This is a genomic window from Sphingopyxis sp. (assembly GCF_036675685.1).
Classification (GTDB): domain Bacteria; phylum Pseudomonadota; class Alphaproteobacteria; order Sphingomonadales; family Sphingomonadaceae; genus Sphingopyxis.
The window spans coordinates 161,055-187,506 of the sequence record NZ_JAKFEM010000002.1 but is presented as its reverse complement, the minus strand read 5'-3'; the positions used below and the strand labels follow the sequence as shown (position 1 = coordinate 187,506).

The window sequence follows — 26,452 nt, the reverse complement described above, 5'->3', positions numbered from 1 at the left end:
CACCTCTTCTGTGCCGACGGGGTGAGTCGACGATGGCGAACGACTGCTTTGGCGACGGCTTTCCCGCAAGCTGCCTGACCGAAACCGGCCATCGTCAGCCAGCAACAATAGTGGCGACGCGGCCGACGGAAATGGGTGGAAGGCGGCCATTGCCCTTACCGCAGTTCGTGTGCAGATTGCTCCTGCAAGTGGGGGGACGATGATGGGAAGTTTGAGCGCTCGCAATCTCACGCTGATGGCGGTCATCACGAGCTGCTTCCTGCAAGTCGGCGGGGGGCTATGAGCAAGGTCAAATGACTGCGCACGGATTTCGGGCCATGGCGGCAACGCTGCTCAACGAAATGGGAATTTGGTCGGTTGACGCAATCGAGCGCCAGCTCGCTCACCAAGAAGGTGGCGTGCGTCGCGCCTATGCGCGCGGCGAATATTGGGACGAGCGGGTCAAGATGATGCAGCACTGGTCTGATCACCTCGATGTTTTGTGCAAAGGAGCGCAGATCGTGACCGGCCGTTTCCCGAAGCGCGAGAATGCGGAATAGGAATATGGGACGTTCCCTAGCGACCGTTTTGCGCTCGATATCGGCCATTCAGATCTAAATTCGCATGCGCCCGAAAGCGGTCTTGCACTCGACGCAAGGGGCCGCGGTTGCTTCGCGCCTCATCCAAGTCGGAGCATACCCGAAACGGCCGTTCCCGAACGTCGGACTATAAGTGGTCAGCAACGCGGCTCCGGTTGCGCGTTCAGCCGATCGCCTACCGGCACCTGAAGTCCGACGTTAACTTTGCTGAAGGCGATTATCACGCTCGCTCAGACCGGGTGAACGAGCCCTATGGCCATCGCGACACGTCAGATCTTCTTGGCCAAGTGAGCCCCAAGGCGACCGAGAAATGAGCGCTGGCTTGGCAGCATCATCTCTTGGGCCTCGGCGATTTCGAACCACCGCCCGGCGTCGACTTCCGGAAAGGACCGGAGCCGGCCGCTCTTCGGTGGCCATTCGAGCTCGAAACGATTGCTGGTAATCGCGGACGGGTCGATATCCTGTTCGAGCGCAAAGCATTCGACGATCTTTCCGCCAGCCTGACGGAGCACACCCAAAGGCACAACCGCGCCCCGCAGCGTGACGCCGAGCTCTTCTTCGGCCTCGCGGCGCGCGGCGGCCTCCGCGCTTTCGCCGGGCGCTATCTGTCCCTTGGGAATTTGCCATGCGCCGCGATCGCGCCGGCGCCAGAAGGGACCGCCGGGATGCACAAGCAAAACCTGGAGCACACCGCCCGGGCGGCGATAGACCAATATGCCCGCGCTTTGGCTCGTCGCGGGCCGCGACCCTCGTGATGCATCATCCTCTATGGGTTCATCCTCTCGGACTTCGTCTCATGCACCATCCCGGTGTGCGGCGCTGCCCCTTCCCGCTGGAATGGGGCATCTACGTATTTCGTGCGGCTCGGCCTTCGGTCACTCTCTCCTCAATCCATAGTGAAGGAGGCCGAGATGAATATCCCGAATGTCGACAAATCGCTCGAAAAGCTGGGCGTTCCTCGCCGGATGCGCAAGAGGTTTCGCCGCGTATCGAAGTCCCCGAAATTCAGGGCCGCCGCCGCCTTGGTGCCGCTTCTCACGGCAGGGTTCGTCGCCGCGCGAAAATTCGCTCGCCGGGAGTCCTGACCGTGGAACGGGAGAATTCCGACGATCCGATCGAGCGCGACCGCGAGCATGCGGCCGCCCTCGGGTTATGGTTCGTATATTTCGCCTTCGTCATCCTGGGGACCGTCTGGTTCTTGCTCTTCCGGCAATGACCGGTCCAAGAAGGTCATTCGCCACGTCGGCCTGCGCAGCATGAAATCGAAAGCGAAGGTCCGTGGCGTAACGGCCTCTTGGAAGCGCTCGACCGGATGTCACCGTCTCGTCGGCCTGTCCCATTTGCTCGTTGATCGAGATCAATGCCCGCCGATGGCGCTTTCCCCATGTTCGGTACGAATTGACTGAAAAGGGAGCTGAAGATGTCGGAAGCGAAGGTTCGGCGAGGCTCGGCCGGTCGGGTTCATCCCATTCATGTGGACGTGCTGATCGTTGGCGCAGGCATTTCCGGTATCGGATCGGCCTACCATCTCCAGCAGCAGTGCCCGGGGAAGAGCTACGCCATCCTCGAGATGAAGACGACCTTCGGCGGGACGTGGGAAACCCACAAATATCCCGGCGTTCGATCGGACTCGGACCTCTACACCTTCGGCTATCGGTTCAAGCCCTGGGTCGGTGCGCCGATCGCCAGCGGCGCCGAGATCCTCAAATATATGGGCGAAGTAATCGACGAGAATGAGATTGGCGTTCATATCCATTATGGGCACCGCATCACCGCCTGCCACTGGTCGAGCAAGGCCAATCGCTGGACGGTCGAGGCCGTGCGCGCGTCCGATGGCGCGGCCGTAACCTTCACCGCAGGCTTTCTGTGGATGTGCCAAGGCTATTATGACCATGAAAAGCCCTATATCCCCGACTGGCCGGGCCTCTCGGCCTATAAGGGGCGGTTCGTCCATGCCCAGCTTTGGGACCCGGCGATCGATTATGCCGGCAAGCGCATCCTCGTCATAGGCTCGGGCGCCACCGCCGCGACCATCGTCCCCGCCTTCGCCGAGAAGGCGGCGCATGTCACGATGTTACAGCGCTCTCCCACTTATTTCTATTGCAGCGAGAACAGGAATGAACTTGCCGACCGGCTGCGCGAGGTCGGGATCGACGAGCCCACGGTTCACCGCGTCGTGCGCGCGCAGATCATGCACGACCAGGATTTGATGACGCGGCGCTGCGAAACCGAGCCCGATGCGGTTTTCGATGATCTGAAAGTGCACATCCGGGCCTATTCGGGCGACCCCGAATTCCAGTTCGAACCGCATTTCACCCCCAAATACCGCCCGTGGCAGCAAAGGCTCGCCTTCTGCCCGGAGGGCGACATCTTCAAGGCAGCGGTCCAAGGCAAATTGACCGTCGTCACCGATACGATCGACCGCTTCACCGAAACGGGCGTGCGCACGGCGGAAGGCGAGGAAATCGCGGCCGACATCATCGTGGCCGCGACCGGCTTCAACCTGTCGGTCATGGGCGGCATTCCATTCGACGTCGACGATACGCCGGTCGATTGGTCGAAGACCGTCACCTATCGCGGGATGATGATGACCGGCGTGCCGAACCTCGCCTGGGTCATGGGCTATTTCCGGGCGAGCTGGACGCTGCGGGTCGACATGATGGGCGACCTTGTCTGCAACCTGCTCAATCATATGGACGATATCGGAGCCAAGCGGGTCGAAGTTGCGCTCCGGCCCGAGGATGCGGACATGAAGATCCTGCCCTGGATCGAAGAGGATAATTTCAATCCGGGCTATCTGATGCGCGGCCTCGACGCGATGCCGCGGCGCGGCGACAAGCCCGAATGGCGCCATAATCAGGACTATTGGACGGAGAAGGACGCGTTCCCGCGAATAGACCTGAGAGGCCCGGAATTCATCTATGACGGCGAGCGGCCGAAGGCTCCGGTTCCGGCCGGGGACACCGTGGCGGCATAATGCCTTCACCGCTTCGTCCTGCCAGAGAGGACGAACCGGCCGGGCTGGCGTGTGCTCGATCGTGACCCTCGCTCACCAATTGGTCGTGGCCACACTCATCGTCGGCATCACGGTGATCGTGCATCTGGCGGGACTTGCGATATTGCTCGCGCTCCTGCGCCGCTACCGGCGCGCCTCGCGGCGTCTCCTCGTCATTCTTTTGAATGGCGGCGCAATCCTCGTCGCGGCCTTCGGTCTGTTCGCGCTACACTCGGTCGAAATCTGGATCTGGGCGGGCATCTATCAATGGCTCGGCGCGTTCGTGGATTTCGAGCATGCGCTTTATTTCTCGACGTCGACCTATGTGACGATTGGCTATGGCGACGTCATATTGCCCCCGGGGCTGCGTATATTGGGAGCGATTGAAGGGGCGAGCGGGATCATCCTGATCGGCTGGTCGATGGCCTTCTTCTTCGCGATCGTCGACCGCATGAAACTTCTCGAGCGCCGTTTCGAGGGAGAGCACCCACGGTGATGCCGGCGGCTGCGATGCCGTTACTCGGCGTTGCCTTCCACCCACATCAGGGCCGCGCCTCGGTCCTCGGGTTTGAACACACGGTAGCTGATATGCGGGAGGAGCGCACTTTCGACCCGGGTGAGGGCCCGAATCCAGAGCTGGTCGGCAACCACCGCGACCCGGCCGAATTGCCGCAGCTTTCCCATCAGCGGCGCGGCGCGCGCAATATGTGCCGCGAGCCCCGCAATCTCGATGCCGTCGATCGACTGCGTTTCGGCATAGACATGAACCTTTTCGTTCACTGCTATCGCAACCTCGAGCCGTTCCATGATCTCGGCGAGATCCTCGCCCGTAATCTTGCCGTTGATGCGGACGGCAAGGACATCGTCCTTCGTATTGATTATTTCGAACATGCTCTGGCCTTTCCGGTTACGCTTGCCAGCATCGTCGCGGCAGCGAGGAGGTCGAGGGTGAGGCTTTGCGCCGCGGGCAGGATCGACGCGAACGGCCAGGCGAAGCCGATGGCAAGCGCCACCATCATGCTGACCGTGCCTGAAATATATAACCAGGCGCGTCCCGCATGGTTGCGGACGAGCGCCAATGTCAGGCGTGCCGCCGCGCCAGCCGCCAGAGCGCATGCCATGGCCATCGCGGTGGGATAGCCACCGAGCAGCGGATCGACGAACAGGATGATCGCCTCGACAAGGCAAGCGATTGCGCTCGCCAGCCAGAGCCGGCGGTCGAATCCGTCGGGACAGGCGGCCGCCATCCTCGCCTGCACAAGGGCCGCGAACAGCATCGCCGCCACCAGCATGTAAATGGCCGCGATCGTCTCGAGGAAAGTGCGCGACAGCAGGAAGAGCATGAGCAGGCACAGGGCAACGCCGATCTCGAGGACCGATATCTCTCTCCAGAGGCTGCTTCGCACCGGACTTGCCGTCGCATTCGTCGCTGACATCATCGTCTCCCTTCATCTCATATCGGGGAGCATAAGCGGTAGCCGGACGCGCCGCATTGCGGGATTCTACGGACTCGCCCGCGGGTCGCCTTCGGCGGACCAGGGCGCGCCGCCACCGCCGGCCGGCTCGTCGGACGAGCCTTCGGCGAGGCGCGCGCGGAACAGCGTAAGCCGGGTTCGATAGCCTTCGGCGTCGCCATATTCGAGAAACTGATAATAGCGCTGGTGCGGGTCGGTGATTTTCAGCGCATGCTTGATCGGGCACCAATATTGCTCGGTGCGGCTGCCGATCTCGCGGGCATAGCCGATCACGCCATTGGCATAGGCGCAATACGCGCAGTTCATGACCTCGATCCAGTTGAGATAGGCGAGCTTGCCCCGGTCGAAAGCGATATAGTCGCGGCGCGCCACCGGCGGAATTCCATAGATGCGGAAACAAATCGCCTGGTACAGGCTGATCCAGAGATCGAGCAGGAGCAAAGGCACCGCCATCGAATAGATCACCGGAGCGGCGATGATAACGCCGACGGACGAACGCGCGAGGAAGCTTCGAACGCTGATCCTGAGTTTGCGCTGTTCGATGACAAGGCCATGCTCGAATTCGACGAGGCGATCGTGGACGCGAACGCCGAGCTCCCGGCGGCGGCGTTCGATCTCGCGATCGAGTTCGGCCTGCAGATCGACGATCGACCGGGCTATCTCGCGCATACGCTGGGTCATCGCATCGGCTCCTTCCGCAGGCCTCATATGCCGATGATGACCTTGAGCGCCTTGGTGTCGGCGGCGCGCCCGAAAACATCATAGGCTGCCAGGATATCGGCCATCGCAAAATGATGCGTTATCAGCGGTGTGGGATCGATCTGCTTCGCTTCGACCATTTTCAGCAGTTGCGGCGTCGAGACGGTGTCGACGAGCCCCGTCGTGATCGCGATATTATGGTCCCACAGCCGTTCGAGATGAAGGTCGGCCTTCGTGCCATGGACGCCGATATTGGCAATCGTGCCGCCGGCCGCGACCAGCTCTTCGCAAAGCTCGAAGGTCGCCGCTATTCCGACCGCCTCGATCACCGTGTCGGCCCCGCGCCCGCCGGTCAATGCCATCAATTGCTCGACCGCCGTCCCGCCTTGGCTGTTGATCGTTGCTGTCGCGCCGAACCGGCGCGCCATCGCCAGTCGCTCCTCGTCGATGTCGATCATGATGATCGCGGCAGGGGAATAGAGGCGCGCAGTCAGCAGCGCCGCGAGACCGATCGGCCCTGCGCCGACGATCGCGACGCTCGCGCCCGGCACGACCTTTCCGTTGAGCACTCCGCATTCGAAGCCGGTCGGCAGGATGTCGCTGAGCATGACCAGCGCATCCTCATCCACCCGATCCGGGATATGGTAGAGGCTCGTGTCGGCGTGCGGGATGCGGACATATTCGGCCTGCGTACCGTCGATCAGGTGGCCGAGAATCCAGCCGCCGGTTGCGCAATGCGATGGCATGCCGCGTCGGCAAGAGTCGCAGTGGCCGCAACTGGTGATGCAGCTGATGAGGACATGGTCGCCGGGGACGAAGCCGGTCACCGCCGTGCCGACGCTTTCCACGATGCCGACGCCCTCATGCCCGAGGATGCGCCCGGGCTCGCAGCTGGGGACATCGCCCTTCAATATATGAAGATCGGTTCCGCAAATCGTCGTGCGGGTGACGCGGACGATGGCGTCGCCCGGGTCCTGAAGCGCAGGATCCGGGCACTTTTCCAGCGCCTTCGATCCGGGTCCGCGATAAACCAGAGCTTTCATGAATATTCTCCAGTCACTGCCGGGGGGCGGGGGGCGGCGCGGTGCGCCCACGCCAACATGATCTGCCTAGGCCGCATGACGCCGGCGCTTCTGCTGGGCCCGTGCCGCCTCATATCCGGTAAGCACGCGCCGCATCTCCTCGAGCGCCTTGCGGCGCCCCTTCTCGGTGCGGATATGCGCGAGGTTGTGTTTCAGATTGGCCGCGAAATCGGCATAGTCATTCTGCCAGTCTTCGCCTGCGAGTGCGGCGAGATCGACCCGCCCCGTCTGGATCCGCTTCGGCTTCGCGCCGTGGGCGAGGGCGAAGCACTCGCCGATAGCCGGCGCAAGGATAGCAAGGCCCGGCGCCTTCTCGTGCATGAGGTTGCGAAGCGCTTCGACCGCTTCGGTCTCGCCATGGTCGAGAAAGAGCGCGCCGCGGATGGGCAGGCGCTCGCCGATCCAGGTTGCAAGCTCGTCGCGGTCGGCATGCGCCGAATAGCTTTCGATGCGCCGGATGGCGGCACGGACATTGATGTCCTTGCCCGACAGGCGCACCCGCTCGGCACCGTCGAGGATCACGCGCCCGAGCGATCCGCGTGCCTGGAAGCCGACGAACAGGATCGTCGACTGGCGCCGATGCAGATTATGCTCGAGATGGTGGCGGATGCGTCCGCCCTCGCACATGCCCGAGGCGGCGAGAATGATCGCGCCGGAGACGCTGTTGAGCCGGATCGATTCGGCGACATCCTCGACATAACGGATCGAGGGGTGATGGAAGAGGTCGGCGCCTTCGACGTCCTCGAGTTCGGCCGCATGCGCTGCGAATACTTTCGTTGCCCGGCTCGCGAGGGGCGAGTCCACGAAGATCGGCACATTGGGAATGCGGCTCGCGTCGGCGAGGCGCGCGAGGTCGAGAAGCAACTCCTGCGTTCGCTCCAGCGCGAATGTCGGAATCACCAGATTGCCACCACGCGCGAGCGCCGCGTTGACCTCCACTTCGAGGAGGGTGCGGCGCTCCTCGATCGTGAGCTTTGGCCGCGGCCGGTCGCCATAAGTCGATTCGCAGATAACGAAATCGACATCTGCGGGCGCCTCGGGATCTTCATGAAACGCCTTGTTGTCGGGGCCGAGATCGCCCGAAAAGAGCAGGCGAACGCCGCCGGCCTCGACCTCGATCGATGCCGATCCCAATATATGGCCGGCGTTCCACAGCCGCGCCCTGAAGCCGGGTGCCGGCTCGAACCATGTCCCGAGCCCGACGGGCTTGGCCAGCCGCCATGCGCGAAGACCATCGGCCTCGGTATAGAGCGGCTCGAACATCTCCTCCCCCGCCCGGTCGTAGCGACGGTTCCGGCGCGCGGTATCGCTCTCCTGGATCCGCCCGGCGTCGGCGAGCATATATTCGAGGAGGTCGGCGGTCGGCGCGGTGCACCAGACGGGCCGGCGATAGCCTTCCTTCGCCAGCTTCGGCAACAGCCCGCAATGGTCGATATGCGCATGGGTAAGGAGGACGGCGTCGATCGTCGCGGCGTCGAAGGCAAAAGCGCCATGGTTCAGCGCCTCGAGACTTCGCGACCCCTGGAACAGCCCGCAATCGACCAGAATCCTGCGCTGACCGAGCGACACCTCCATGCACGAGCCGGTAACCGTGCCGGCGGCCCCGTGAAATTTGATCGTCAGCGGATTGAGCGGTTCAGCCATGGCATTCTTCCTGTTTCATCTGTGCCCGCGTCTCAGCGCGCCGCCGCGCCATGGGCCGTCATCGTCTCGAGCCATTTTTCGCGATGCCTGGGGTCGCCCTCGACATTTCCGATGATGCTGCGTTCGGCGGGCGCGATCCCCACGAAGCCGAGGATGTTGCGCTCGAGGCTGCGGACGCTGTGGGCGCCGAAATAGAAGCGATAGAATATCGCGGGCATGCCCATTGTCACCACAACATGCGCGGTCCGGCCCTTGAGACCCTTCTCGGGCAGGCCCTTGGCGCGCGGACGGAAGGCAAAGCCGGGACGCATGACCTGTTCGAAGAAGGCCTTGAGGCGGGCAGGGACGTCGCCGAGCCAGAGTGGATAGAAGATGACGAGATGCTCGGCCCACGCGATCGCCTCCTGCGCCTCGGCGATCGCGCGCGGGAGCGCGCCGTCTTCCCATTCGGCGCGGCTGGTTATGAAATCGAAGACGATGGTGGCGACATCGGTTCGGCGCACCTCGTGCCCCGCCGCCGCGGCCGCGAGCCCATAGGAGTCGGCCAGCGCATGCACATAATGCGACGGGTCGGAGTCGGGATGACCGTCGATCAGGAGGATGCGCTTGGCTTTAATGACGATATCCTTCGGGGACCGCGCCGCTCTGCGCAGGGGGTGCAGGAGCAACGATCGGCCTGCTGCTTTTGGGATTGCCGGCGCGCCGCTCCTATCCGTAGTTTCCCGCATGGCTTCGCCGCTCGCCTCGCCCTAGCGGAACGGTATGACCCTTAAGGATCAATACGGATCGCGGGCGGGCCGGGCATTTCGTTCACGGCCAAAAATCGCTATGGATGGCGGCCGGGGGAAGACGCGCCGACCGGGCGGCGGCGCCTCTGCAACGCGGGCGGAGGCCGCGCGGTCGATGTCGATGTTGCAACGTTCCTTTGCGGTCCGTCTTGCCTGCGCGCTGCTACTCGTGGCGGCCGCCGCGGTGCTGCGCTATGCGCTTGCGCCATGGCTCGGCGGCGACGCCTCTTTTCTGCTCTTTGCCCCCGCGATCCTCGCTGCCGCTTTCCTTGCTGGTCCGCTGGCGGCATCGATCGCGACCGTTCCGGCCCTCATCTTCGGCCTCTATTTCGCGAGCTATCGCGGCGATGGCGCCAATAATTTCGTCGAGGTCGCGGTCTTCCTGCTCACCGCCGGCGGCATCGTCGCTCTGTCGCAAGCTTTCGAGCGGATGCGCAGGCGCGTGTCCGAAAGCGACCATCGCGCCGCGCGGCGCGATGCCGAGGCGGCGCTCGTCGCTGAAGAACTCAATCTCCTCATCGACGGCACCCAGGGACATGCGATCTATCTGCTCGACGCCGCCGGTCGGGTGGCGATCTGGAACAAGGGCGCCGAGCGCCTCAAGGGTTGGTGCGAAGAGGAGGTGGTCGGGAAGGATGCGGCGATCTTCTACCCGCCCGACGCGATCGCTGCCGGCAAACCCGCCGAGGATCTTGCCGCCGCGGCGCGCGAAGGCCGTCTCGCGGCCGAAGACTGGCGCGTGCGCAAGGACGGGTCCGAGTTCCTCGCCGATGTGTCGATCACGGCGCTCCGCAATCGCGATGGGAGCTTGCGCGGTTTCGCCAAGGTCGTCTCGGACATCACCGGACGGCGCGCCGCCGAGGAAGCGCTGAGGTCGCAAGAGAGCCATCTCCGGTCGATCCTGTCGACCGTGCCAGACGCGATGGTCGTCATCGACGACCAGGGCCTGATCGTCTCCTTCAGTGCCGCCGCCGAGCGGCTGTTCGGCTACCAGGAGGCCGAATTGCTCGGCGTCAATGTCAGCCGCCTCATGCCTTCGCCCGATCGCGAACGCCATGATGCCTATATCCGGCGCTTCCTCGAAACCGGAGAAAAGCGCATCATTGGGATCGGGCGCGTCGTGTTCGCCGAGCGCAAGGACGGCTCGACCTTTCCGATGGAATTGTCGATTGGCGAGGCGTCGAGCGAAAGCCATCCGCTCTTTACAGGCTTCATCCGCGATCTGACCGAGCGGCAGCGGACCGAGGCGCGCCTCGAATCGCTCCAGTCCGAACTCATCCATGTCTCGCGCGTGAGCGCGATGGGAACGATGGCCTCGACGCTCGCGCACGAGCTCAACCAGCCGATCACCGCGGTCGCCAATTATGTCGAAGCGGTGCGCGACCTGCTCACCAATCCCGATCCCGCCGACATGCCGATGATTCGCGACGCACTCGACGATACTGCGAAGGAAGCGCTGCGCGCGGGGCATATCGTCCGGCGCCTGCGCGACTTTGTCGCGCGCGGCGAGGTCGAGAAGACGATCGAGAAATTGCCCGTACTCATCAATGAAGCGGCGGTGCTCGGCCTGATGGGCGCGCGCGAGAAGGGGGTCGAACCACGCTTCGATCTCGACCCCTATGCCTCGCCGGTGCTCGTCGACAAGGTCCAGATCCAGCAGGTGCTGATCAACCTCATTCGCAACGCTGTCGAAGCGATGGCCGACAGTCCGGTGCGCCAGCTCATCGTTACCAGCCGCCCCGACCAGCGCGGCTTCGTCCGGGTGATCGTCGCCGACACCGGCCCGGGCGTCACGCTCGAGGTCGCCGAGCAGCTCTTTACGGCGTTCGTCAGCACCAAAGCCGAAGGCATGGGCCTCGGTCTCTCGATCTGTCGGACGATCGTCGAGGCCAACGGCGGCCGCATCTGGATGGAGCCGCGCCAAGGTGGCGGGACCGAATTTCATTTCACACTGGTGAGCGCGAAGGCGGAGGAAAATGATGTCGGATAGGAAGCTCGTACATATCGTCGACGATGAGGATGCGATCCGGCGGTCGGCCAGCTTCATGCTCAAGACCTCGGGCTATGCGGTCGAGACATGGGCCAATGGTGCGTTGTTCCTCAAGGAAATCCGGCACGTTCCCGAAGGCTGTGTCCTGCTCGATGTGCGTATGCCCGAAATGGACGGGCTCGAGGTCCAGCAGGCGCTGCTCGAACGCGGCGTCACCATGCCGGTGATCGTGCTCACCGGCCACGCCGACGTCTCGATTGCGGTTCGCGCAATGAAGGCCGGCGCGGTCGACTTCCTCGAAAAGCCTTTCGAGAAAGCGGTGCTCATTGCCTCGATCGAGGCCGCCTTTGCCCGCATGGCGGCTGCCGACGGCGCCGCGGCGCGCGCCGCCGAGGCCGAAGTCGTGCTCGCGATCCTGACCCCGCGCGAGCGCGAGGTTCTCGAGGGCCTCGCGCAGGGGCTGCCCAACAAGACCATCGCCTATGACCTCGGCATCTCGCCGCGCACGGTCGAGGTTCACCGTGCCAATCTGATGGCGAAGCTCGACGTCCGGAGCCTTTCGGACGCACTGCGGCTCGCCTTCGCCGCCGGGCTTGGCGCTTGAGGTCTGCGGACATTACGTAACGACCCCGCGGCTCGGGCCCGATAAATCCCGGTTCATCGGAGGATGGACCGCATGACGACAGCCCGCCGCGAAGACCCCATAGCAGCGACCCGCCGTACTGCGTCGGCTGGCGCCACGCGGCATCGGCGTTCGTCGCCCGTGGTCAATCTGCTGACGCATCGCGAGCTCGAAGTCGTCGCGGGGCTGGTGCGCGGCCTCACCAACAAGCAGATCGGGCACGAACTCGGCATCAGCCACCGCACCGTTGAAATCCATCGCTCGCGCCTGATGCGCAAGCTCGGCGCGGCAACGCTCGCCGGGCTCCTCGGCATCATCTTGCCGCAGCGCGACCAGATCGGCAGGCTGATCGCCCGTCACGCACGCTCGCGGAGCTAGACCTTTCCGGCGAACAGGAAGAGGAAGAAGAGCAGGGTCGCTGCTGCCATCACCGCGGTCGCCGCCCAGCCCGACCAAGTTTGCCGCCGCGAAATGACGAGACGGCCCATTGCGCGCGGATTTCGGGCGATCAGCATCATCACCAGCATGAGCGGCGCAGCAAGCACTCCGTTGACCACTGCCGCCCAATAGAGCGCGCGCGCCGGGTCGATGCCAAGCGCCGAAAGCGAGGCGCCGGCAAGCGTGGTCGCGGCAATCGTGCCGTAGAAAAGCCGGGCAGAGAGCGGCTTGGCGTCGAGGCTGCCCGCCATCCCCGCCATCTCGGTCACCGCATAGGCGGCCGAACCGGCCAGCACGGGGACGGCGAGGAGGCCGGTGCCGATGATCCCGAGCGCGAACATCGCGAACGCGAACGGCCCGGCGAGCGGGCGCAGCGCTTCGGCCGCCTGCGCCGAGGTGGCAATATCGCGAACGCCTTGTGCGTGAAGCGTCGCCGCCGTCGCGAAGACGATCGCGAGTGAGATCAGGGTACTGAAGGCCATGCCCGTGAGCGTGTCGATGCGGATGCGCTTCAGTTCGCCCCCCGCCGACGCGGGCGTCAGGCAGAGCGGCTTGCTATGGTGGCGATGCTGTTCCTCGATCTCCTGGCCCGCCTGCCAGAAGAAGAGATAAGGGCTGATCGTGGTCCCGAGGATCGCAACGAACGCGGTGGCATAGGCGGCATTGAACTCGATGTCGGGCACGACCAATGCAGCGAGCGCCTTGCCCCATGGGACATGGACGACGAACAGCACCGCGACATAGGTAAAAAGGGTGAGGGTCGTCCATTTGAGGATCGCGGCATAGCGAGGATAGCTGAGGCCGACCTCGAGGATGATGCTGAGGATGCCGAAAAGCAAGGTGTAGAGCCCGGCATTGCCCCCGGCCAGCAGCGCGAGCGCGGCGCCCATCGCGCCGAGGTCGGCGCCGAGGTTGATGATGTTCGCCACGAGCAGCAGCGAGACCATCGACCAGAGCAGCGGTCGTGAATAATGCCGCCTGAGGTTGCGTGCGATCCCGGCCCCCGTGATCCGCCCTATCTCGGCGGCGATCTCCTGGATCGCCACCATCAGCGGGAAGCTGAGTATGAAGGTCCAAGACAGCCGGTAGCCGAACGCCGCCCCGATCTGGCTGTGGGTGCCGATCCCGCTCGGATCATCGTCGGCCGCGCCGGCGATCAGGCCCGGACCCAGCGCGCGGAGAAATGCCCTCGGACTCTTCCGTCCGTTCGCCGGCGTCGGCGTTCCTTCGTCCTGGTCGCTTGCTGTCGTCATGCAGGCGCCCCTTAGAAATCGTCTCGGTTACGGCATTCTGCGCGGCGTCCGACCGGGCTCAAACGAGAAGGATCGGCATGAACGCGAGGCTGGCCGCCACGCTCAGGACAAGCGGCAACGCGAGCTTCCACCCCTTGCCCCAGCCTGCGATCGCCAGAGCGACGGTGCCCTTGAACAAGGTGTTGGCGAGAACCGGGGCGATAATGACGATCGTCGCGAGTTTGCCTTCGAGCAGGCCTTGCGGCAGCGAGCCCACGGTGATGATCGCGGAGTCGACGTCGGCCAGACCCGACAGCGCAATGACCAGCGCAAGGCCGCGTTCGCCGACCAGCGCCATCATCCAGCGCGCCGCGACGGTCAGCACCATCACAAGCAGCATCAGGCCGATCGCCGGCGCGAGCCGGAACGGGTTCTTGAGTTCCACGGGGCGGTCGGCAGCGCGAGCTTCGCGGCGGCTTCGCAACGCCCAGAGCATCGCGCCGCCGCTCACCAGCGCGGCCGGCGCGGCGATCCAGCCGAAGGCCGGCATCGCCGCCGGCGCCAGCACGATAGTCAGGATGATGGCGCGGATCAGCATGACCGCCGACGCGGCGCCGATTCCGGCAAGGGCCATCGCCTCGCTTTCTTCTCCGTCGCGCACCCGCATCGCGAGCGTCGCGGTGACAGCGGTCGAAGAAACCATCGCGCCGGTCGCCGCCATGACGAGCGTGCCGCGCGAGGCGCCGAAGCGCTTGGACGCGGCATAGCCGAGGAAGGAGAAGCCCGAGACGAAGACGACGACGAGCCAGAGCTGGCGCGGGTTCCAGGCACCATAAGGCCCGAAGCTTTCGTCGGGCAGCAGCGGCAGGATGGCAAGCGCGATGAGCGCGAAACGCGTGATGGCGCCGACTTCGACGTCGCTAAGCCCCGCCACCCAGCGATGAAGCTCGGTGCGCAGCGCCAGCACCATCGTCATCGCGACGGCGACGACCGTCGCCATCTCGCCCCGGCCGCTTCCGGCCAGATAACCGCATCCGAGCGTGATGAGCGCGGCGAGGCTCGTCGTTCCGCTCAGCAAGTCGGGGGCATGTGCCGCCTTTGCATAGCCGATGAGGATCAGCATGGCGGCGGCGCCAGCGATGATCGCCGCGATGGCCGCGTTCGGGGCCGCAGTGACGCCCGAAATACCGCCGGCGAGCGCGAACAGGGCAAAGGTGCGTACCCCGGCGAAGCGGCTGCCCGCAGCCTCGTTGCGCAGGCTCCAGCCGCGTTGGACGCCAACAAGCAGTCCGAGCAGGAGCGCGAGCCCGACGCCGGTAAGCGATTCGAGGTCGGCGGTGGCGATGGGATCGGTCATTTCGTTCAACCGCTGCGATCAGCCGCCGCGCTCGCGCTCGCATTCGATGCAATGCGCCGCGGCGGGCAGGGCTTCGAGGCGCGCGGCGTCGATGGGGACCCCGCACGAGGTACAAAGACCATAATGCCCGGCGTCGAGCCTTGCGATCGCATGCCGGATCGCCTCCATTTCAGCCACCGCGGCGCGCTGCTGTGCATCGAGCGCTTCATCATCCTCGCGCTCGACTGCTTGCTCCGCAAAATCATCGTCGAGCGGGGCGCTTTGCTCTCTTTCCGTTCGTTCGATCTGCGCTGCTAGCTGCTCAAGGCGTGCAGCCAGGTCCGAACGAATCTCCGTGAGGCTGTGCATCATGTCTTCTTCTCGTCCGCGATGAGCGCGGCGATCTCGTCGAGAAGGAAAAGCCGCTTCTTCTTCAGCACTTCCAATTCTTCGTCGGGCACCGCCGCGAGGCTGGCTTCGAAGCGCTGGATCTGGCCTGCGAGGTCATGATGATCTTCGGCGAGCTTGCGGAAATGGGCGCTGCCGAGCTTGAGCGCGTGGAGCGTCGGCCCATGATCGGGAAACAGTCTATGAAGGTCGTGGCCGGCTTCGCTCATCATCGGTCCTTTCGTTGGAAGGGGCGCTTCTCGCTCGCTGAATTGCGCCGGGACGCCCCGGCTGTCGCTACGCAATAGCCCTTACGCCTGCCGTCTATCGCGCCGCCGTATCGGCCCCGGGTGCCTCGCTCGCAGCGCATACGTACAGTTGCGTAATCACGAACGCGGGCCGACCCGCTATCCGGAGCGCATGAGGGGTCAATCACATCTTCCCAGCCACCATGGCAGCAAACGCCCGATGCCGAACCGGGCCGCCACGCTCGCACCGGACGCGGGAGCGCGGCGATGAGCGATTGCGCCTCCTGCGCGGTGCGCTGCCGCGCCATCTGCGCCAGCCTTGCCGCCGATGAAGCCGCCGAACTCGGCCGCATGGGGCGGCGCCAGCGCGTCAAGGCCGGTCACACTTTGCTCTGGGAAGGCGACGAGGCGCCAACCCTCGCGAATGTCCTGTCTGGCGTCCTCAAGCTCGTCGTCGCGACCGCCGATGGACGCGAACAGATCGTCGGCCTCGTCTTCCCCTCCGATTTCATCGGCCGCCCCTTCGGCAAGCAGAGTCCCTACCGCGTGACCGCGATGACCGACGCCGAGGTCTGCATCTTCAATCGCCAGCAGTTCGACGACTTCGCCGGCCGCCACCCACATCTGCAGCAGAAGCTCCTCCACCGGACCCTCGACGAGCTCGACCGCGCACGGCATTGGATGATGCTGCTTGGACGCAAGTCGGCGCCCGAGAAGGTCGCATCCTTCCTTCTCGACATGGAGGAACGTCTTCCCGCCGACGCATGCGATGCGCCGGGCGGTTTCCAACTCCCCTTCGGCCGACAGCAGATCGCCGACATATTGGGGCTGACGATCGAGACGACGTGCCGGCAACTCACGCGCATGCGCAGCGACGGTCTCGTCGACCTCCCTTCGCGGCGCGCGGTACGCATCAACGATCGGGCCCGTATCGCCGCGATGGCGGGCTGAGCCGATGGCGGCGAGCGCTAAAATGGCCGGGAGGCGGGCGATCTTGCTTGGAGCTGCGCTGCTCCTGTCTCCCGCGGCGTCGGCCGAGCCCGTCCACCCGCAGGGAAGCGTGCTTGAGGCAGCCGAACGGCTGAAACCGGGCGAATATATCTGGGCGCCCGAAATCGCGCCCCGCGGACCTTTGCTCATGATCGTCAGCCTCGCGACCCAGCGCGGCACCCTCTATCGCAACGGGGTGCCGATCGCGATCACCACGGTCTCGACCGGCAAAGCGGGCCATGAGACCCCGACCGGCGTCTTCACGATCCTCCAGCGCGACGTCGATCATCGCTCGAGCCTCTACGACGACGCGCCGATGCCCTATATGCAGCGGCTGACCTGGGGCGGGGTCGCGCTGCACGGCGGAACCTTGCCCGGCTATCCCGCCTCGCACGGCTGCATTCGCCTGCCGCAAGCCTTCGCCCGCCTTCTTTATGGCGTGACCCGGCTCGGGATGACGGTGATCGTCACCGAAGCGGCCGCGGTGCCGCGCGCGGCGCCCGCCGATCCGCTGCTCCAGACGGGGCCCGCGCTGGCCGAAGAGGCAATCCTGTGGGAACCGGACAGGGCGCCCGGCGGGCCCGTGTCGATCATCGTCAGCGCCGCCGACCAACGGATCCTGATACTTAGGAACGGGATCGTTATCGGATCGGCTCCCGCGCGCATAGAGGGGGCGGTGACGGGCACCTCGGCCTTCGTCCGGCGGGCGGGGGCCGAAGGTGCTGCATCCTGGATCGAGGTCGCAATTCCGGGCGCGATCGCCGCCAAGGCGCCGACGCCATCTGCCGGGCGGGTCCAGATCGCTGCCGATGTGCGTGCGCGCCTCGATCCGCTCCTGGGAGCGGGAACCAGCGTTATTGTCACCCCCGACTCGCTTCGCGCCGCAAGCCCCGCGCCCGGCGAGATACTTGACGGCGATGAGGCGGCAGCGCCGGCGCGTTAGCGCCGGACGTGCCGGGCCAAATGTCTAGAGATGCGGCGCGAGCAACAGGACCAAGGTCGCGCCCATCACCAGCGAGAGAAGGGCCGATCCGAGTTTCAGCCGCAGCATCGCTTCGCTGCGGTGTTCCGTGTGAAGAATGCGGGCCATGGATTTCGCTCCGGAAAAAAGCGTCGGGCAGCCGACGCGCCAAGGCACCCGGGACCGCGCCGCACGGCGCGGTCCCGGCACGCCGGACTAGCCGCCGATCTTGATCTTGCGGGCATGATCGCGGGCCTTTTCGACCTTCGGGATATCGACGCTGAGCAGCCCATGCTTGAACTTCGCTTCGATCTTGTCGGCGTCGGCGTCGGTGGGCAGCGTGATGCGGCGCCGGAAGCTGCCGTGGCGTCGCTCGCTGATCAGATGTCCATCCTCGTGGCGCTCGGAGGATTCCTCTTGCTGGCTCGCGAGCAGGAGGACGCCGTCGGCGACCTCGAGACGGATATCCTTTTCGGTGAGCCCTGCAAGCTCGGCCGTGAGCTTATAGGCCGAACCGGTGTCGGCGAGTTCGACCGCCGGGACCGGACTGACGAGCCGCGGGACATAGCTCAACAGGCTGCGGCCAGGCACCGCGAATTCTTCGAACATGCGGTCAAGCTCGCCGCGCAGCCAGTTCATTGCGCCGAGTTCGGCCTGGGCGGGCGGGCTGCCAGCAGTGCGGGTCGGGGTGAGATCGTTCATCAGCTTGTTCCTTTTGAAAATGGAAAAGATCGCGGCGGCGGGCTGTGCCGGAGCAAGGCTCGCTCCGCCGCGACGCGCCGAGGCGCGATCGGGACCTAGCGAGCGGTTTGCGGCACCGGAATCGGGGAAGGTCCCAAGCGGAACCTTCCTTACGGGAAATTGCGGATAAGCGGCCGCCCTCGTCTCGGGCAGGCTTGCGCACACTCGCCGGGCGGTCCGTTGCCACCGCCCGCCGGGCTTTGCTCCCCTCGCGCGGCGAGCGGGGCCCCGATCAAAGGAGAAGGATCATGGCGGCGTTCAAGCGGCAGGCAGGCTTCGACGCGACCGGCGTGTCGGTGACGACCGAGTGCAGCACGGTCACGCTGTGCGGCAAGGTCAAGGCGTGGGCCGAACGCCGCATGGCCGAGCTCGCCGCTGGTCGGCGCCCGGCGTAACCGATGTCGAGGACCATCTCGCGGTCGACAACTGATCCCGCTCGCCTTGGGGAAGAGGCGACCCCCCTGCGGCCGTCCGGACATCCGGGCGGCCGCCTTTCTATCCGTATCATTGCGCATATCGGCCGCGGTCGGCGACCCATAGGCTCGGCGCAGAAACCAAGGAGACGGCTCATGAAGAATATCCTGTTGCTCGTACATGACGACCATGGCCAGGAAGCGCGCCTGCAGGCGGCGCTCGATATCACGCGCGCGGTCGAGGGACATCTCACCTGTATCGACGTCACCCCCTATCCGCTTATCGCCGGCGATGGCTTCGGTTTTGCCGAGACTGTGGTCGTTCTCGACGAGCGCGATAGCGAGGCGAAGAACAAGTCGCTGATCAGCGACAGGCTGTCGCGCGAGGATGTGAGCTGGAGCTGGATCGATGCGATGGACGAGATCGCGAACGCGGTGCTTGACGCCGCCGATCTCGCCGACCTCATCATCCTCAATTGCGCGCTCGACGGCTTCCCGATGCCCGACATGCGCGACATCACCAGCCGCATCGTTGCACGCGCGAGCGCGCCGGTTCTCGCGGTGCCTGAGGGCCTCGAACGCTTCGAGCTCGACCGCGCGCTCGTCGCTTGGGACGGCCGGCCTTCGGCGGCCGCTGCACTGCGCGCTGCGGTGCCGCTGCTCGCCTTCACGAAGGAGGTCGAGATTTTCACCGCGCAGGGCCCCGACAACAATATCGCGCCCGAAGAAGCGGCGACCTATCTGTCGCGGCACGGCATCAAGGCGAGCGTGCGGACGACCGACATTGGCAAGTTCCACGCCGACTTCCTGATCTCGGACGAGAGCAAACTGTTTCGTGCCGATTATATCGTGATGGGCGCCTATGGCCGCGGCCGGCTCCGCGAAACCTTCGGCGGGACGACCAAGAATCTGCTTTCGAAGAGCAAGCGTCCGCTGTTGATGAGCCACTGATCGATGGTTCGCTGCCCCGCTTTCCGGCTTCGGGCTCGCACCCGCAAACGGTCGAGCCCGGAGAATTTTCCAGATGAATTCGATATGCGTGGCGGCCCGAACCCGGTCGCCGTGCGATCGCGCCGGTAACGGAACGATGGACATGTTGATCGCCAGAACGGGGTGGAGCGAGGCGCCGCCCAGCATCCTCATCGTCGAGGATGACCCGGCGGTGCGGCGCTCGTTGCTCCTGCTCCTCCAAGGCCGCGGATTTGCCGCCAAGGCTTGGTCCGCGGCGGATCCTGCGCTGGCCGAGGCGGCCCGCGCCGCGCCCGATTGCCTGATCGTCGATTACCGGCTCGAGGAAAGCGACGGGATCGCCATGCTCGGCTCGCTCCGTGCGCAGGGATGGGAAGGGCCCGCGATCCTGATCTCGGCCTATGCCTCGGGCGAACTGAGCGCGCAAGCGCGCGCTGCGGGTTTCGCGCTTGTCCTCGAAAAGCCGCTGCGCGAACATGCACTTGTCGATGCCGTAACCCGGCTTACGCGCAGCGGATCGCCATCGGCGACGGGCTGAAAGCGCGCCGCTTGTGGCGCATCTGCACGGCCGGGCCTATTCGGGATATTCGCCGGGGGTGGTTTCGGGATGACTGTCGGGAAGCACCGGGGCCTCCGGCGACGTGCGCAGTGGCTGGCGATCGGGGTTCGGCGCCGGCGCCTCGGGGTAGCTCTTGTCCGGCTGGGCCGGCGGTTCGCAGTCGGGGCATTCGGGCGGACGTCCGGCGTGCGCATCGCCTTTCTCGAAATGATCCATGGGATGTGTCTCCTGACGCGCCGGTCTGGCGTGCGTCATCCTTGCCGCTGCACCGCGCCGTCCGCCATTAGGGATTCTCCCTAACCGCCTTGTCCTGCGGGTCGGGGACGAGCACGAGCGCGCCCTCGACCTCTCCGGCGCGGAGCTGGTCCAGCGCGCGGTTCGCGTCGCCGAGCGGCACCGCGGTTACATGCGGGCGCACCCCGCACCGCGCGGCCTGCGCCAGAAAGGCGGTGCCGTCGGCGCGCGTCAGATTGGCGACCGACCGGATCACCCGCTCCTCCCAGAGATCGGCGTAGGGAAAGGCGGGGATGTCGCTCATATGGATGCCGGCGCAAATGACGCGTCCGCCCTTCTGCACCCGGCGCAGTGCTTCGGGCACCAGCGCGCCGACCGGCGCGAAGAGAATCGCGGCATCGAGCGCGGCGGGCGGGGCCTCGTTCGACGCGCCCGCCCAGATGCAGCCGAGGCGGCGCGCGAAATCCTGGCCTGCCGTATCGCCCTCGCGCGTGAAGGCATAGACGTCGGCGCCGTCAGCGATCGCGATCTGCGCGAGAATATGTGCGGCGGCGCCGAAGCCATAGAGGCCAAGCGTCTTCGCGCCGTCCGCCATGCGATAGGCGCGGTAGCCGATCAGTCCGGCGCAGAGCAAAGGCGCTGCATGCACATCGTCGAAGGCATCGGGGATTGCGAGGCAGAAGCGCGCATCGGCGACGACGTGCGAAGCGAAACCGCCGTCGCGCGTGAAGCCGGTGAACTCGGGCGTGTCGCAGAGATTTTCATGACCCGTAGCGCAATAGGGGCAGGCGCCGCAGCTCCGTCCGAGCCAGGGCACGCCGACCCGGTCGCCAAGCCCGAACCGCGTGACGCCCGCGCCGAGCGCATCGACGCGGCCGACGATCTCATGGCCCGGGATGATCGGAAGCCGGCCGCTGATGTCGCCATCGGCGATATGGAGATCGGTCCGGCACACGCCGCACGCGGCGACCGCGATCCGAATCTCGCCGTCTCCCGGTGCCGGCATCGCCCGCTCGACGCGGCGCAGCGACGCCCCCGGCGCGTCGAGCTGCATGGCATGAAAACCTTGGTCCATTGGGTGCGTCTCCAGCCAACTGCCAGTCGGGACGCCGACCCGATGGCCCAGGTCAGCCAAGCTCGAGTTCGAGCAGCGCCAGCGTGGCGTCGCCATCATAGTCGCTCGACTTGAACCCCAGCGTCCGTTCGACCTCCATAGCGCCCCGATTGGCGCGGCTCTCGATCGACCGCAGCGTCTTGAGGCCGCGGGCGCGGGCGAGATCGACGGCATGGTTGAGGAGGGTCCAGCCGACGCCGCGCGTCTTATACGCGGGCGCGACCGAAATCGCGACCTCGGCGGTCACGAAAGCGTCGTCGGCGGCGATCAGCAGGCTCGCGATAAGCTCCGACGTCGCCGCATCGAACGCGAGCAGATGCTCGCGGTGCCGGTGATCGACCCCGATCATCGCCGCGAGCTGGGCGCTCGAAAGGTGCGACTGGCCGCTAAGAAAGCGGAACTGCATGTCGTCCGCCGTCAGGCCGTCGAAGAAATGGTTGACGATGTCGGCGTCGCTGTCGGCGACCGGCCGGAGGCGAAGATCGACGCCGCTGCGGGTCTGCAGGCAGGTCTCGGTCGCCTCGCCCAGCGTGGTGTCGGGCGCATTGGTGAGCGTCATCCTCTGTCTCCTTGATTTGGGTCGGGCCGCCGGAGCGGCGAAGTGCGAAGGGTGAGCGTGCCCGCGATGCGGCTTCGCTCGCGCCTCGGGTCCGCCGGCGCGCGATTTACGGGGGTCCGGCGCGGATACGCGCGAATTGGGGTCAACGGACTGGGTCGTGGCATCGCCTGCTCCTTTGCGAAGTCAGGCTAACGCACAGAGCGGTCGGCGCATTTCGTAATTATACGGAGCGACCCACTGTGCCGCCCGGCCTGAAAGCGCGGCGTTATTGATCAGGGTCAATGAAAGCGGTGTGCATAAGGGCTTCCCTCTCTGCCACTTTGAAGGAGAGCAAGACATGCGAAACCTGTTGATTCACGCCGACGCGAGCCCGGCCATGGCCGGGCGCACCGAAACCGCGCTCGCGATCGGGCGGCGCCTCGGCGCCCATCTCAGCTTCCTGATCTGCTCGCCCTTCCAGCAGTTCATCGCCTCGGACCCCTTCGGCGGCATGTATCTGGCGCGCGAACAGCTCGCCGAGGCCCAGCTTGCCGATGCCGAGCTCGAGGCCCGGCTCGCGGCACAGCTCGCGCGCGAGGATGTGCCCTGGGACGTCGCAATCGCCGACGGCGATGCGCTCGCGTCGTTGTCGCTCGCCGCGACGCTCGCCGATCTGGCCATCGTCTCGCTCGGCCTCCGCGACCGGCGCGGCCTCGCGCAGCCGACGCTGGCGGGCGACCTCGCGATGACCGTGCCGGCGCCCGTCCTCGCCCTGCCCGCCGAAGGCCAGCCGCTCGACCTTGACGCCCCGGTGATGATCCTGTGGAACGGCAGCCCGCAAGCCGCGCACGCCTTGCGCGCCGCGGCGCCGTTGATGGGGAGCGCGGGGACGGTGACGATGGTTCAGGTCGGTCCGGATGAGGGACGGGTGCCCGCCGAGGATGCGCTTTGCTATCTGTCGCGGCACGGCATTCATGGTGAGCTTCGCCGCCTCGATCGCGGGGCGCTTACGCCCGAGGAAATTCTCGAGGGAACCGCGAAGGAGCTGGCGCCGGGGCTCATCGTGATGGGCGCCTATGGGCGTCCGCGGCTGCGCGAGACCCTGTTCGGCGGGGTGACGCGCTATCTGCTCGAAGCCGCGCCTGCGCCGCTCCTGCTCGCCCATTGACCGCGATGCGCGCCTGCCGGGCGCCCGGCGCATGACCGATTGCCTGTCCTGCATCGTGCGCAACCGCGCCATCTGTGCAAGCCTGCGGCCCGACGAGCTCCTCTTGCTCGGCTGGATGGGCCGGCGCCAGCGCGTGAGCAGCGGTCACACGCTCCTGTGGGAGGGCGACGACGCGCCGGTCGTCGCCAATGTACTCGAAGGGGTGCTGAAGCTCGTTGCCGCGACCGCCGACGGCCGCGAGCAGATCGTCGGCATCGTCTTTCCCTCGGACTTCATCGGGCGGCCGTTCGGGAAGGAAAGTCCTTACAGCGTCAGCGCGATCAGCGAGGCCGAGCTTTGCATCTTCCATCGCGACCAGTTCGACGAGTTCGCCGGCGACCATCCCGACCTGCAACAGAAATTGCTGCGCCGCACGCTCGGCGAGCTCGATCGCGCACGCCGCTGGATGCTTTTGCTCGGGCGCAAGTCGGCGTCTGAGAAGGCCGCCTCCTTCCTGCTTGAAATGGCCGAGCGCTTGTCGCCATCGCCCGGTGCGGCGGACGCGGCGCGCGGCTTCGAGCTGCCCTTCGGTCGCCAGCAGATCGCGGACATTTTGGGCCTCACCATCGAAACCACGAGCCGCCAGTTCACCAAAATGCGCGCCGATGGCCTGATCGACCTCCCATCCCGACGCAAGGTCGTCATCAACGACCTTGCGGCTCTGAACGAGATGGCGGGCTGACCGGCCACCGGCGCGAGGTGGGAGGCTAGAAGCGGAAGGCGACGCCGGCGCTGACCACCCAGGGATCGAGCTTGTGCCGCGTCTTGAGCACCTCGGTCGTCCCGGCATACCAGGTCGCGGTCGGGCGCAGGAAATAGCGCTTGGCGTCGAAGGACAGCGCAAGGCCCTTGTCGTTCACCGGAATATCTACTCCGGCCTGGAGCGCGGCGCCGAGCTTGTCGCCCATCTTCTGCCGCGTCGCGCCGAGCGACCGGGTCGTCGCGCCGGGCTTTTCGTCGATGAAGATGAAATAGCTCGGACCCGCGCCGAGATAAGGCTGGATACCGCCGTCCCTGCCGAAATGATATTTGAACGTGAGCGTCGCGGGCACGATCTTCGCGTTCGACACCAGGGTTGCGCCATTGAGCGCGCCGCGGCCGCTCACGTCATGCTGGGTGACCCCGGCGATCGTCTCGAGCGAGATATGGTCGGCGACATAATATTCGATCGCGATCGTCGGCGTCACATTGTCGTCGGCCTTCGTCTGCGTTCCGGCCGGCAGCCCGATCCGGTCCAGCTTGACGTCGCTGATCTTGCCGTCGGGTGCGACATAGGTCGCGAAAATCTTGAACTGGATATCGCCGGCCTTGGCCGCGGCTTGGCCGGGAATCGCGGCGGCGGCCGCCAGCGCGATCAGGGAGAGATGCTGCTTTTTCATGGTCGTTGCTCCTTGCGTTGACCTCAGCTCCCTGCACCAGGCTCGACCGCCGGGCATTGATGCCGCGCAATCTATTCGTTGATCCTGGTCAATGTTTTTGCCCCGACGCGCGGCCAAGAGCGGTCTCGAACCATGCGGCTGCGAAGCCGCGCGAAGACAGGGGCAAGCGATATGGACACTCTGGTAGCAAAGGCGGGGGGCTGGCTCGGCCTGGCCCTGCTCGCGCTGGTGATGGCGGCGGTCGCGGTCGATGCGCCCTTCGCCGTCCATATGGTCATCGTCGCGCTCGCCGCTTTGCTGATGCTCTGGGCGACCGTGTTGCGGGCCGATTATGAGGCGATCGCGCGCGGCCTATTGAAGATGCCGGACGATCAGGGCGTCTATGACGACGACCCGGTTCGCTGGGGCGTCATTGCCACGCTGTTCTGGGGCATTGCCGGCATGGCGGCAGGCCTCTTTATCGCGCTCCAGCTTGCCTTTCCGGCGCTCAACCTCAATCTCGAATATACGACCTTCGGGCGCATCAGGCCGCTCCACACCTCGGCGGTGATCTTCGCTTTCGGCGGCAACGCGCTGATCGCGACCAGCTATTATGTCGTGCAGCGCACTTGCCGCGCGCGGCTCGCCTTCCCGACGCTCGCCCGCTTCGTCTTCTGGGGGTATCAGCTGTTCATCGTTCTGGCGGCGACCGGCTATCTGATGGGGGTCACCGAGGCGAAGGAATATGCCGAGCCCGAATGGTATGTCGATCTCTGGCTGACCATCGTCTGGGTCGCCTATCTCATTGTCTTCCTCGGCACGATCGTGAAGCGCCGCGAGCCGCACATCTATGTCGCGAACTGGTTTTACCTCAGCTTCATCATCACCATCGCGATGCTGCACCTCGTCAACAATCTGTCGATGCCCGCCAGCATCTTCGGGTCGAAGAGCTACGCCGCTTTCGCGGGCGTCCAGGATGCGCTGACGCAATGGTGGTACGGGCACAACGCGGTCGGCTTCTTCCTGACCGCGGGCTTCCTCGCGATGATGTATTATTTCGTGCCGAAGCAGGCCGAACGCCCGGTCTACAGCTATCGCCTTTCGATCATCCACTTCTGGTCGCTGATCTTCCTCTACATCTGGGCGGGGCCGCACCACCTCCACTACACCGCGCTCCCCGACTGGGCGCAGACGCTGGGCATGGTCTTTTCGATCATGCTGTGGATGCCGAGCTGGGGCGGGATGATCAATGGGCTGATGACGCTCAACGGGGCGTGGGACAAGATCCGCACCGACCCGATCATCCGCATGATGGTGATGGCGCTCGCCTTCTACGGCATGAGCACCTTCGAAGGCCCGATGATGTCAATCAAATGGGTCAACTCGATGTCGCACTATACCGACTGGACGATCGGCCATGTCCATTCGGGCGCGCTGGGCTGGAACGGCATGATCACTTTCGCCTGCGTCTATTATCTCGTGCCGCGCCTGTGGAACCGCCCACGTCTCTACAGCCTGCGGATGGTGAACTGGCACTTCTGGCTCGCGACGGTGGGGATCGTTTTCTACGCCGCGTCGATGTGGGTCGCCGGCATCATGCAGGGGCTGATGTGGCGGGAGTACGGCGCCGACGGCTACCTCGTCTACAGCTTTGCCGAAAGCGTCGCTGCGATGCACCCGATGTATCTGATCCGCGCCGCGGGCGGGGCGATGTATCTCGCGGGCTTCCTCATCATGGTCGTCAATGTCTGGGCAACGCTCGGCGGCAGGATCCGCGCCGAAAAGCCGATGACCGAAACCCCGCACAATGCGGCGGCGGATCGCCCGCTCGCCCTCGCGCCCGCCGAATAAGGA

At 65.4% G+C, this 26,452-nt stretch carries 31 protein-coding genes and 1 pseudogene; 15 read left to right on the top strand and 17 right to left on the bottom strand.

Annotation, left to right across the window (positions count from 1 at the left end):
- Nucleotides 1-275: 275 nt before the first annotated feature.
- A pseudogene (locus V6M50_RS01055) lies at nt 276-539 on the top strand (tyrosine-type recombinase/integrase); the annotation flags it as partial.
- A gap of 308 nt (nt 540-847) precedes the next feature.
- Here the strand turns inward: V6M50_RS01055 and V6M50_RS01050 are convergent.
- Nucleotides 848-1,291, bottom strand: a complete 444-nt coding sequence (locus tag V6M50_RS01050) for an NUDIX domain-containing protein (protein ID WP_443030463.1) — start codon at nt 1,289-1,291, stop codon at nt 848-850.
- 83 nt (nt 1,292-1,374) lie between these two features.
- Between V6M50_RS01050 and V6M50_RS01045 the strand changes: the two genes are divergently transcribed.
- From V6M50_RS01045 to V6M50_RS01035, 3 genes are all read left to right on the top strand, one after another.
- Nucleotides 1,375-1,794: a hypothetical protein gene (locus tag V6M50_RS01045; RefSeq protein ID WP_332816671.1), complete on the top strand. Its 420-nt coding sequence runs from the start codon at nt 1,375-1,377 to the stop codon at nt 1,792-1,794.
- A gap of 258 nt (nt 1,795-2,052) precedes the next feature.
- Nucleotides 2,053-3,555, top strand: coding sequence for a flavin-containing monooxygenase (locus V6M50_RS01040; protein ID WP_332816670.1), 1,503 nt, complete (start codon nt 2,053-2,055; stop codon nt 3,553-3,555).
- 85 nt (nt 3,556-3,640) lie between these two features.
- The gene (locus V6M50_RS01035; protein ID WP_332816669.1) at nt 3,641-4,069 is read left to right on the top strand and encodes a potassium channel family protein; all 429 of its coding nucleotides are present in this window, start codon (nt 3,641-3,643) and stop codon (nt 4,067-4,069) included.
- Nucleotides 4,070-4,089: 20 nt separating this feature from the next.
- Here V6M50_RS01035 and V6M50_RS01030 read toward each other — a convergent pair whose 3' ends face one another.
- The 6 genes from V6M50_RS01030 to V6M50_RS01005 all read right to left on the bottom strand — a co-directional run bounded on the left by V6M50_RS01030 (nt 4,090) and on the right by V6M50_RS01005 (nt 9,141).
- Complete coding sequence (locus tag V6M50_RS01030) at nt 4,090-4,464, bottom strand: STAS/SEC14 domain-containing protein (RefSeq protein WP_332816668.1); 375 nt, start codon at nt 4,462-4,464, stop codon at nt 4,090-4,092.
- Nucleotides 4,452-4,979 carry a hypothetical protein gene (locus V6M50_RS01025; protein ID WP_332816667.1) on the bottom strand — a complete coding sequence of 176 codons (528 nt, stop codon included), beginning with the start codon at nt 4,977-4,979 and terminating at the stop codon, nt 4,452-4,454. The genes V6M50_RS01030 and V6M50_RS01025 overlap by 13 nt, the downstream gene beginning before the upstream one ends.
- Nucleotides 4,980-5,075: 96 nt before the next feature.
- The gene (locus V6M50_RS01020; RefSeq protein WP_332816666.1) at nt 5,076-5,729 is read right to left on the bottom strand and encodes a hypothetical protein; all 654 of its coding nucleotides are present in this window, start codon (nt 5,727-5,729) and stop codon (nt 5,076-5,078) included.
- A gap of 23 nt (nt 5,730-5,752) precedes the next feature.
- Complete coding sequence (locus V6M50_RS01015) at nt 5,753-6,790, bottom strand: zinc-dependent alcohol dehydrogenase family protein (protein WP_332816665.1); 1,038 nt, start codon at nt 6,788-6,790, stop codon at nt 5,753-5,755.
- Between the two features lie 66 nt (nt 6,791-6,856).
- Nucleotides 6,857-8,404: an MBL fold metallo-hydrolase gene (locus V6M50_RS01010; RefSeq protein WP_443030464.1), complete on the bottom strand. Its 1,548-nt coding sequence runs from the start codon at nt 8,402-8,404 to the stop codon at nt 6,857-6,859.
- 101 nt (nt 8,405-8,505) lie between these two features.
- Complete coding sequence (locus tag V6M50_RS01005; RefSeq protein ID WP_332816663.1) at nt 8,506-9,141, bottom strand: NAD(P)H-dependent oxidoreductase; 636 nt, start codon at nt 9,139-9,141, stop codon at nt 8,506-8,508.
- Nucleotides 9,142-9,382: 241 nt separating this feature from the next.
- On the opposite strand from V6M50_RS01005, the gene V6M50_RS01000 reads away from it, so the two are divergent.
- The 3 genes from V6M50_RS01000 (at nt 9,383) to V6M50_RS00990 (ending at nt 12,251) form a co-directional block, all read left to right on the top strand.
- Complete coding sequence (locus tag V6M50_RS01000; protein WP_332816662.1) at nt 9,383-11,251, top strand: PAS domain-containing sensor histidine kinase; 1,869 nt, start codon at nt 9,383-9,385, stop codon at nt 11,249-11,251.
- A complete protein-coding gene (locus tag V6M50_RS00995) occupies nt 11,241-11,855 on the top strand; it encodes a response regulator transcription factor (protein WP_332816689.1) in 615 nt (204 codons plus the stop codon). The genes V6M50_RS01000 and V6M50_RS00995 overlap by 11 nt, the downstream gene beginning before the upstream one ends.
- A 72-nt stretch (nt 11,856-11,927) precedes the next feature.
- The gene (locus V6M50_RS00990; RefSeq protein WP_332816661.1) at nt 11,928-12,251 is read left to right on the top strand and encodes a LuxR C-terminal-related transcriptional regulator; all 324 of its coding nucleotides are present in this window, start codon (nt 11,928-11,930) and stop codon (nt 12,249-12,251) included.
- Here the strand turns inward: V6M50_RS00990 and V6M50_RS00985 are convergent.
- From V6M50_RS00985 to V6M50_RS00970, 4 genes are read right to left on the bottom strand one after another with little or no spacing between them, the layout of a single operon-like run.
- Nucleotides 12,248-13,564 (bottom strand): NRAMP family divalent metal transporter, encoded by a 1,317-nt coding sequence (locus V6M50_RS00985; protein WP_332816660.1) that lies wholly within the window; start codon nt 13,562-13,564, stop codon nt 12,248-12,250. The two genes, V6M50_RS00990 and V6M50_RS00985, sit on opposite strands and share 4 nt — an antisense overlap.
- A 58-nt stretch (nt 13,565-13,622) precedes the next feature.
- Entirely contained in the window at nt 13,623-14,900 is a 1,278-nt protein-coding gene (locus tag V6M50_RS00980; RefSeq protein ID WP_332816659.1) for an MgtC/SapB family protein, read from the bottom strand.
- An 18-nt stretch (nt 14,901-14,918) separates the two neighbouring features.
- On the bottom strand, nt 14,919-15,251 hold the full coding sequence (locus tag V6M50_RS00975) for a TraR/DksA family transcriptional regulator (protein ID WP_332816658.1): 333 nt from the start codon (nt 15,249-15,251) through the stop codon (nt 14,919-14,921).
- Nucleotides 15,248-15,499: a YdcH family protein gene (locus tag V6M50_RS00970; protein ID WP_332816657.1), complete on the bottom strand. Its 252-nt coding sequence runs from the start codon at nt 15,497-15,499 to the stop codon at nt 15,248-15,250. Before V6M50_RS00970 ends, V6M50_RS00975 begins: the two co-directional genes overlap by 4 nt.
- A 282-nt stretch (nt 15,500-15,781) precedes the next feature.
- Between V6M50_RS00970 and V6M50_RS00965 the strand changes: the two genes are divergently transcribed.
- Both V6M50_RS00965 and V6M50_RS00960 read left to right on the top strand, forming a co-directional pair.
- Nucleotides 15,782-16,465 (top strand): Crp/Fnr family transcriptional regulator, encoded by a 684-nt coding sequence (locus V6M50_RS00965; RefSeq protein ID WP_332816656.1) that lies wholly within the window; start codon nt 15,782-15,784, stop codon nt 16,463-16,465.
- A gap of 4 nt (nt 16,466-16,469) precedes the next feature.
- On the top strand, nt 16,470-17,447 hold the full coding sequence (locus V6M50_RS00960; protein WP_332816655.1) for a L,D-transpeptidase family protein: 978 nt from the start codon (nt 16,470-16,472) through the stop codon (nt 17,445-17,447).
- Nucleotides 17,448-17,471: 24 nt separating this feature from the next.
- Here the strand turns inward: V6M50_RS00960 and V6M50_RS00955 are convergent, their stop codons facing one another.
- Nucleotides 17,472-17,594, bottom strand: coding sequence for a hypothetical protein (locus V6M50_RS00955; protein WP_332816654.1), 123 nt, complete (start codon nt 17,592-17,594; stop codon nt 17,472-17,474).
- Between the two features lie 87 nt (nt 17,595-17,681).
- Nucleotides 17,682-18,167 (bottom strand): Hsp20/alpha crystallin family protein, encoded by a 486-nt coding sequence (locus V6M50_RS00950; RefSeq protein WP_332816653.1) that lies wholly within the window; start codon nt 18,165-18,167, stop codon nt 17,682-17,684.
- A gap of 287 nt (nt 18,168-18,454) precedes the next feature.
- Between V6M50_RS00950 and V6M50_RS00945 the strand changes: the two genes are divergently transcribed.
- From V6M50_RS00945 to V6M50_RS00935, 3 genes are all read left to right on the top strand, one after another.
- The gene (locus tag V6M50_RS00945) at nt 18,455-18,601 is read left to right on the top strand and encodes a BON domain-containing protein (RefSeq protein ID WP_332816652.1); all 147 of its coding nucleotides are present in this window, start codon (nt 18,455-18,457) and stop codon (nt 18,599-18,601) included.
- Between the two features lie 174 nt (nt 18,602-18,775).
- Complete coding sequence (locus V6M50_RS00940; protein WP_332816651.1) at nt 18,776-19,570, top strand: universal stress protein; 795 nt, start codon at nt 18,776-18,778, stop codon at nt 19,568-19,570.
- Nucleotides 19,571-19,712: 142 nt separating this feature from the next.
- On the top strand, nt 19,713-20,126 hold the full coding sequence (locus V6M50_RS00935; RefSeq protein WP_332816650.1) for a response regulator: 414 nt from the start codon (nt 19,713-19,715) through the stop codon (nt 20,124-20,126).
- 36 nt (nt 20,127-20,162) lie between these two features.
- Here V6M50_RS00935 and V6M50_RS00930 read toward each other — a convergent pair whose 3' ends face one another.
- The 3 genes from V6M50_RS00930 to V6M50_RS00920 all read right to left on the bottom strand — a co-directional run bounded on the left by V6M50_RS00930 (nt 20,163) and on the right by V6M50_RS00920 (nt 22,054).
- The gene (locus tag V6M50_RS00930) at nt 20,163-20,363 is read right to left on the bottom strand and encodes a hypothetical protein (RefSeq protein WP_332816649.1); all 201 of its coding nucleotides are present in this window, start codon (nt 20,361-20,363) and stop codon (nt 20,163-20,165) included.
- Nucleotides 20,364-20,430: 67 nt separating this feature from the next.
- Nucleotides 20,431-21,456, bottom strand: coding sequence for a zinc-dependent alcohol dehydrogenase family protein (locus tag V6M50_RS00925; protein WP_332816648.1), 1,026 nt, complete (start codon nt 21,454-21,456; stop codon nt 20,431-20,433).
- A 52-nt stretch (nt 21,457-21,508) separates the two neighbouring features.
- Nucleotides 21,509-22,054, bottom strand: coding sequence for a GNAT family N-acetyltransferase (locus V6M50_RS00920; protein WP_332816647.1), 546 nt, complete (start codon nt 22,052-22,054; stop codon nt 21,509-21,511).
- A 337-nt stretch (nt 22,055-22,391) separates the two neighbouring features.
- Between V6M50_RS00920 and V6M50_RS00915 the strand changes: the two genes are divergently transcribed.
- Together V6M50_RS00915 and V6M50_RS00910 are read left to right on the top strand one after the other, a co-directional pair.
- The gene (locus V6M50_RS00915; protein ID WP_332816646.1) at nt 22,392-23,201 is read left to right on the top strand and encodes a universal stress protein; all 810 of its coding nucleotides are present in this window, start codon (nt 22,392-22,394) and stop codon (nt 23,199-23,201) included.
- A 31-nt stretch (nt 23,202-23,232) separates the two neighbouring features.
- Nucleotides 23,233-23,922 (top strand): Crp/Fnr family transcriptional regulator, encoded by a 690-nt coding sequence (locus tag V6M50_RS00910; RefSeq protein ID WP_332816645.1) that lies wholly within the window; start codon nt 23,233-23,235, stop codon nt 23,920-23,922.
- 25 nt (nt 23,923-23,947) lie between these two features.
- On the opposite strand, the gene V6M50_RS00905 is transcribed toward V6M50_RS00910, so the two are convergent.
- Nucleotides 23,948-24,619: an OmpW/AlkL family protein gene (locus V6M50_RS00905; RefSeq protein ID WP_332816644.1), complete on the bottom strand. Its 672-nt coding sequence runs from the start codon at nt 24,617-24,619 to the stop codon at nt 23,948-23,950.
- Nucleotides 24,620-24,790: 171 nt separating this feature from the next.
- On the opposite strand from V6M50_RS00905, the gene ccoN reads away from it, so the two are divergent.
- Nucleotides 24,791-26,449 (top strand): cytochrome-c oxidase, cbb3-type subunit I, encoded by a 1,659-nt coding sequence (gene ccoN, locus V6M50_RS00900; protein ID WP_332816643.1) that lies wholly within the window; start codon nt 24,791-24,793, stop codon nt 26,447-26,449.
- Nucleotides 26,450-26,452 lie beyond the last annotated feature (3 nt).

Coding starts and splice junctions, on each gene's coding strand:
- V6M50_RS01045 (WP_332816671.1), top strand. CDS start 1,375: ATGCACCATCCCGGTGTGCGGCGCTGCCCCTTCCCGCTGGAATGGGGC.
- V6M50_RS01030 (WP_332816668.1), bottom strand. CDS start 4,464: ATGTTCGAAATAATCAATACGAAGGACGATGTCCTTGCCGTCCGCATC.
- V6M50_RS01020 (WP_332816666.1), bottom strand. CDS start 5,729: ATGACCCAGCGTATGCGCGAGATAGCCCGGTCGATCGTCGATCTGCAG.
- V6M50_RS01015 (WP_332816665.1), bottom strand. CDS start 6,790: ATGAAAGCTCTGGTTTATCGCGGACCCGGATCGAAGGCGCTGGAAAAG.
- V6M50_RS01010 (WP_443030464.1), bottom strand. CDS start 8,404: ATGGAGGTGTCGCTCGGTCAGCGCAGGATTCTGGTCGATTGCGGGCTG.
- V6M50_RS01000 (WP_332816662.1), top strand. CDS start 9,383: ATGTTGCAACGTTCCTTTGCGGTCCGTCTTGCCTGCGCGCTGCTACTC.
- V6M50_RS00995 (WP_332816689.1), top strand. CDS start 11,241: ATGTCGGATAGGAAGCTCGTACATATCGTCGACGATGAGGATGCGATC.
- V6M50_RS00990 (WP_332816661.1), top strand. CDS start 11,928: ATGACGACAGCCCGCCGCGAAGACCCCATAGCAGCGACCCGCCGTACT.
- V6M50_RS00985 (WP_332816660.1), bottom strand. CDS start 13,564: ATGACGACAGCAAGCGACCAGGACGAAGGAACGCCGACGCCGGCGAAC.
- V6M50_RS00980 (WP_332816659.1), bottom strand. CDS start 14,900: ATGACCGATCCCATCGCCACCGCCGACCTCGAATCGCTTACCGGCGTC.
- V6M50_RS00975 (WP_332816658.1), bottom strand. CDS start 15,251: ATGATGCACAGCCTCACGGAGATTCGTTCGGACCTGGCTGCACGCCTT.
- V6M50_RS00970 (WP_332816657.1), bottom strand. CDS start 15,499: ATGATGAGCGAAGCCGGCCACGACCTTCATAGACTGTTTCCCGATCAT.
- V6M50_RS00965 (WP_332816656.1), top strand. CDS start 15,782: ATGAGCGATTGCGCCTCCTGCGCGGTGCGCTGCCGCGCCATCTGCGCC.
- V6M50_RS00960 (WP_332816655.1), top strand. CDS start 16,470: ATGGCGGCGAGCGCTAAAATGGCCGGGAGGCGGGCGATCTTGCTTGGA.
- V6M50_RS00955 (WP_332816654.1), bottom strand. CDS start 17,594: ATGGCCCGCATTCTTCACACGGAACACCGCAGCGAAGCGATGCTGCGG.
- V6M50_RS00950 (WP_332816653.1), bottom strand. CDS start 18,167: ATGAACGATCTCACCCCGACCCGCACTGCTGGCAGCCCGCCCGCCCAG.
- V6M50_RS00945 (WP_332816652.1), top strand. CDS start 18,455: ATGGCGGCGTTCAAGCGGCAGGCAGGCTTCGACGCGACCGGCGTGTCG.
- V6M50_RS00940 (WP_332816651.1), top strand. CDS start 18,776: ATGAAGAATATCCTGTTGCTCGTACATGACGACCATGGCCAGGAAGCG.
- V6M50_RS00935 (WP_332816650.1), top strand. CDS start 19,713: ATGTTGATCGCCAGAACGGGGTGGAGCGAGGCGCCGCCCAGCATCCTC.
- V6M50_RS00930 (WP_332816649.1), bottom strand. CDS start 20,363: ATGGATCATTTCGAGAAAGGCGATGCGCACGCCGGACGTCCGCCCGAA.
- V6M50_RS00925 (WP_332816648.1), bottom strand. CDS start 21,456: ATGGACCAAGGTTTTCATGCCATGCAGCTCGACGCGCCGGGGGCGTCG.
- V6M50_RS00920 (WP_332816647.1), bottom strand. CDS start 22,054: ATGACGCTCACCAATGCGCCCGACACCACGCTGGGCGAGGCGACCGAG.
- V6M50_RS00915 (WP_332816646.1), top strand. CDS start 22,392: ATGCGAAACCTGTTGATTCACGCCGACGCGAGCCCGGCCATGGCCGGG.
- V6M50_RS00910 (WP_332816645.1), top strand. CDS start 23,233: ATGACCGATTGCCTGTCCTGCATCGTGCGCAACCGCGCCATCTGTGCA.
- V6M50_RS00905 (WP_332816644.1), bottom strand. CDS start 24,619: ATGAAAAAGCAGCATCTCTCCCTGATCGCGCTGGCGGCCGCCGCCGCG.
- ccoN (WP_332816643.1), top strand. CDS start 24,791: ATGGACACTCTGGTAGCAAAGGCGGGGGGCTGGCTCGGCCTGGCCCTG.